The 4,022-nt window shown below is 24.4% G+C and carries 5 protein-coding genes; all 5 read left to right on the top strand.

Going from position 1 to position 4,022, the window contains the following annotated elements:
• The first annotated feature begins 464 nt into the window (after positions 1-464).
• The 5 genes from MBORA_RS08840 (at position 465) to MBORA_RS08820 (ending at position 3,285) form a co-directional block, all read left to right on the top strand.
• On the top strand, positions 465-785 hold the full coding sequence (locus MBORA_RS08840; RefSeq protein ID WP_042694243.1) for a hypothetical protein: 321 nt from the start codon (positions 465-467) through the stop codon (positions 783-785).
• Positions 786-820: 35 nt separating this feature from the next.
• Entirely contained in the window at positions 821-1,030 is a 210-nt protein-coding gene (locus MBORA_RS08835; protein ID WP_042694244.1) for a hypothetical protein, read from the top strand.
• A 120-nt stretch (positions 1,031-1,150) separates the two neighbouring features.
• Positions 1,151-1,960 (top strand): hypothetical protein, encoded by an 810-nt coding sequence (locus MBORA_RS08830; protein WP_042694246.1) that lies wholly within the window; start codon positions 1,151-1,153, stop codon positions 1,958-1,960.
• A gap of 31 nt (positions 1,961-1,991) precedes the next feature.
• Positions 1,992-2,885, top strand: coding sequence for a tetratricopeptide repeat protein (locus MBORA_RS08825; protein ID WP_042694248.1), 894 nt, complete (start codon positions 1,992-1,994; stop codon positions 2,883-2,885).
• A 157-nt stretch (positions 2,886-3,042) separates the two neighbouring features.
• Entirely contained in the window at positions 3,043-3,285 is a 243-nt protein-coding gene (locus tag MBORA_RS08820) for a tetratricopeptide repeat protein (protein WP_157944478.1), read from the top strand.
• Positions 3,286-4,022 lie beyond the last annotated feature (737 nt).

Raw genomic sequence — 4,022 nt, 5'->3', positions numbered from 1 at the left:
GAAGAAGAAATAGAAATAATACACAACTATAAACAACTATTTTTTCAATATTATCAACGCAAAATCAATAAATGAAGCACAAGAAAAAAGAAATCAACTATTTTATTTAGAATCCAACATTCCACAAATTATTCAAGATTTAGCTTCAAAATTAATAATCCCAGAATTCAAAAAAAAAATCACAAATCACCTGAATAATTCAAAAATACCAATAACATCAAACAAAATAGAAAACCGCTTCCTAAAAAAAAACTTCCCCAAACATATCAAAAAATTATTCAAATCGAAAAAAAAAGGAATTTTAAAAAAATTTGACCTAAAACTAATGTATTAGAACAAAGACAACACGATTTTCTAAAAATCACCCAAATTTTTGAAAGTGCCCCGAAATTGTATTAATATTTAAATATTAGTTATTAAACATTATTATTCAATTGAAATTATTTTTTTAATTGGTGATATATATGAATAATAAATATTTGTTTGTTTCATTATTCTTCTTATTGTTGTTGAGTTTGTCATGTGTTTCAGCAGCTAATGATGTAAATAGTAATTGCACTAATTATACAATGGATTGTGATATTAAAACACCTGAGGGCAATATAAAAGAATTTAATAATGAATATAGTTTAAATGAAGATTATAGTGGTAATTTTAATGTTTTTAATAGTTTAAAAGAAAATATTTCGAGTAATAATATGGGCAGTTCTGCTAATATTAAAACTACTATTAAAGTAAATGACTTTGCTAAATTTTATTCTGAGTCTGGAACTTTATATGCTTAAAGAATAGTAAAGGTAAAGCGTTAAGTGGTAAGACTTTGGTTTTTACCATTAATGGTGTTTCTTATAATAAGAAAACTGATTCTAATGGTCGTGCGGGTTTGCCGATTAATTTGTTGCCTAAGTCTTATAATGCTAAGGTTTCGTTTTCGGCTAAGGGTTATGTTTGGAAGTTTCATTTTGCAACTTCTTTTAGTTTTAGTCTTGTTGAGCAATTAGTGGGGAATAGTATTTGGAATACTACATAAATTGGTAGTGTAACATTAGGATTATTTGAAAGTTATTTAAATAATGAAACATTAGAAATATTTACAAGTAATGGTTGTGTTTTTATTAAAAGAGCAGGTGATAATACTACTTTGTTGTTTTTGGATCTTGAGACAGATATTGTGCGGGATGTTTTTCGTTACTATGGTTTGTTGGGAACAATGCCTTGTTATCATGATAATATTACTGATAATGCTTGTAATCATGGTAACAATTCATTAAATAGGCATACTATGGAATTTAAGAATCTTAAGGTGATTTTTAGTACTTGTGTCATGTTTTCTTTTATTTTTGAAGGATTAAGTTCTTTAGTTTTAGAAATGGTTGGCATTGAATCTGTTATAGGGGGTGGAGTTATTATTATTCCTATTTTAATAATTTTGTTTCCTGATGAGTGTAATAAGATTTGGGAAAATTTTGTGTATCTTATAAATCCATGTTATAAAGATTATCCTAATATTACTATTTATGAGGGTGGAGATTATACTATTCAACATGATGTTTCTATTTTAAATTTGAATGATAAATCAATAGAAGATTATTTAAAGTTTGTATTTATTGAAATTATTTCTAAAAATTCTAATAGAAATCCTCGCAATATTCCGAGTAAAAATAATGCTTATACTAATATCGATGTAAACCCTAGTGTTTGGTTAAAACCAAAACATATTGTTCTTAATGGTGGAGATCCTGATTCAAAGAGTACAGATAATGGTTGGTTTGAGGTTGGAAAGCGTGTTAAAGAATTATATGATGAATATAATGTTGTAAAAGCTGAAGGTAAAACATTAGAATTTGCTAAAGCTCATTATTTGGAGTTAATTGCACTATTCCTAAAATTTGAAACTATTGATGTTGTTGAATTTTTGTTGAATTTTTGTTTATTTGAACTTTCTAATGAAAATTCGTAAAAAAATAATTTATTTAAGGGAGATTAATATTATGTTTATTAAAGATAAAATTTTTGATTATTATATAAATAAGGCACTTAAATATAATAGTATGTATCAGCATGCTAAAGCTATTGAGACAGTTAATAAAGTATTAAGGTTTGATAAGCATAATTTATATGCTTTAATTGCTAAAGGTCGTTTTTATTCGTGTCTTTTTGATAAGGAGAATTCTTTTAAATGTTTTGATTTAGCTTTTAAGAAGGGACTTAAATATCATGTTTATTTTCATAAAGGTCAAACATGCAGATATTTAATGGAATATGATTTAGCATTAGATTGTCTTAACAAAGTTTTAGATTATCATTATGACTGTTCTGAGACATTATTGGAAATTGCTTTGTGTTATTATTCTTTTTGTGATTATGACTGTGCTCTTCATTATTTTAATCAACTTTTAAAAGAAAAACCAGAAAATGCTGATTTATTAACACATATTGGGAATTGTTATTTATATAGGGGTGATATGGATCTTGCTTTAGAGTATTTTGATAAAGCATTAAGTATTGATTCTAACAATTCATTAACTATTTTTAGCAAGTATTGTTTTTACATGGAAAAAGAAGATTATTCCAATGCTTTAATCGAAATTAATAAATATATTCAAATAGATAATTGCTTTTATTTTTTGATTTATAAGTATTCTCTTTTAGCTGATTTGGGACATTTTGAGGAAAGTTTAAAAGGTTTTGAAAGAATTTCAAAAATCAAACATGATAATGTAAAAGTATTCAATATTTATTATCTTTACTATGGCCATGCCTTAGAGGTAATGGGTAAATATGAAGAAGCGATAAAAATTTATGATGAATATTTAGATAATTATAATTTTCTAAAAGAAGATATTCAAGAAGCAAAAGACAATTTACTAGAAGAGGTGTTTTAAAATTAATTATTTTAAATTATATATTAAATCAACTAAACTACTTGAAGAAGGAGAATATAAAAAATCTTTAGGACTATTTGACTTCTTATTAAATAAGAACTATGAAATTTCTTCTGTTTTGACATATTTAGTTATTTTATATGATCATTTTAATGATTTGGATACTTTATTAAATAGGGTTAATGAATTACTTTTAGATTCTAATTATGATTATTATATTTTATTATTTAAAAAGGGAAATATATTATATCTTCAAAATAAATATGACGATGCATTAGAATGTTTTAATGAAGTTTTAGAAAATGATCCAGATAATTCAGGTGCAAAATTTTATAAAAAGAGAATATCTGAGAAAAGAAACAAAACAAAATTAAAAGAAATTATCAACGATTTAGAATAATATTAATATTTAGCCAATGTCGTCAACCTAAGACTTTTCTAAAAATACTTCTTTTAGTCATTATTATAATATTAAGTATTTATTTTTCTTTGTTTTTAATATGGTTAAACTGTTGTTTGTTTTCTTTTGTTTAAATGGTTATTGGTTTTTTATTATTATTTAATGTTTTTTGTTGTATGGTGTTTTAATTGGATGTTGCTTTGTTTTAATCAAGAGTATTGGTTTATGGTTTGAATTTGAATAAGTTGGTATTATGCTATTTTGTGGTTGTTTTGTTTTTTAGAAATAGAAAGAATGGTTTATAGAAAGTTTTATTAAGGTTTGAGGGTATATTATATAATATAGACAGTAATATGAAACCCTCAATTGTATTTTGTGTGAGGAATTTAATTAATCTTTCTATTTTTGGCACTTTCAAAAATTTGGGTGATTTTTAGAAAATTGCGTTGTCTTTGTTCTAATACATTATTTTTAGGTCAAATCTTTTTAAAATTCCTTTTTTCGATTTGAATAATTTTTTGATATGTTTGGGGAAGTTTTTTTAGGAAGCATGTTTTCTATTTTATTTGATGTTATTGGTATTTTTGAATCATTCAGGTGATTTGTGATTTTTTTTTGAATTCTGGGATTATTAATTTTGAAGCTAAATCTTGAATAACTTGTGGAATGTTGGATTCTAAATAAAATAGTTGATTTCTTTTTTCTTGTGCTTCATTTATTGATTTTGCGTTGATAAT

Source organism: Methanobrevibacter oralis (assembly GCF_001639275.1).
Taxonomy (GTDB): Archaea; Methanobacteriota; Methanobacteria; order Methanobacteriales; family Methanobacteriaceae; genus Methanocatella; species Methanocatella oralis.
The sequence above is the reverse complement of the archived record's forward strand: the minus strand, read 5'-3'. Positions and strand labels throughout refer to the sequence as shown.

What these genes read in the sequence shown, in the direction of transcription:
- MBORA_RS08840 (WP_042694243.1), top strand. Translation starts at nt 465, where the DNA reads ATGAATAATAAATATTTGTTTGTTTCATTATTCTTCTTATTGTTGTTG.
- MBORA_RS08825 (WP_042694248.1), top strand. Translation starts at nt 1,992, where the DNA reads ATGTTTATTAAAGATAAAATTTTTGATTATTATATAAATAAGGCACTT.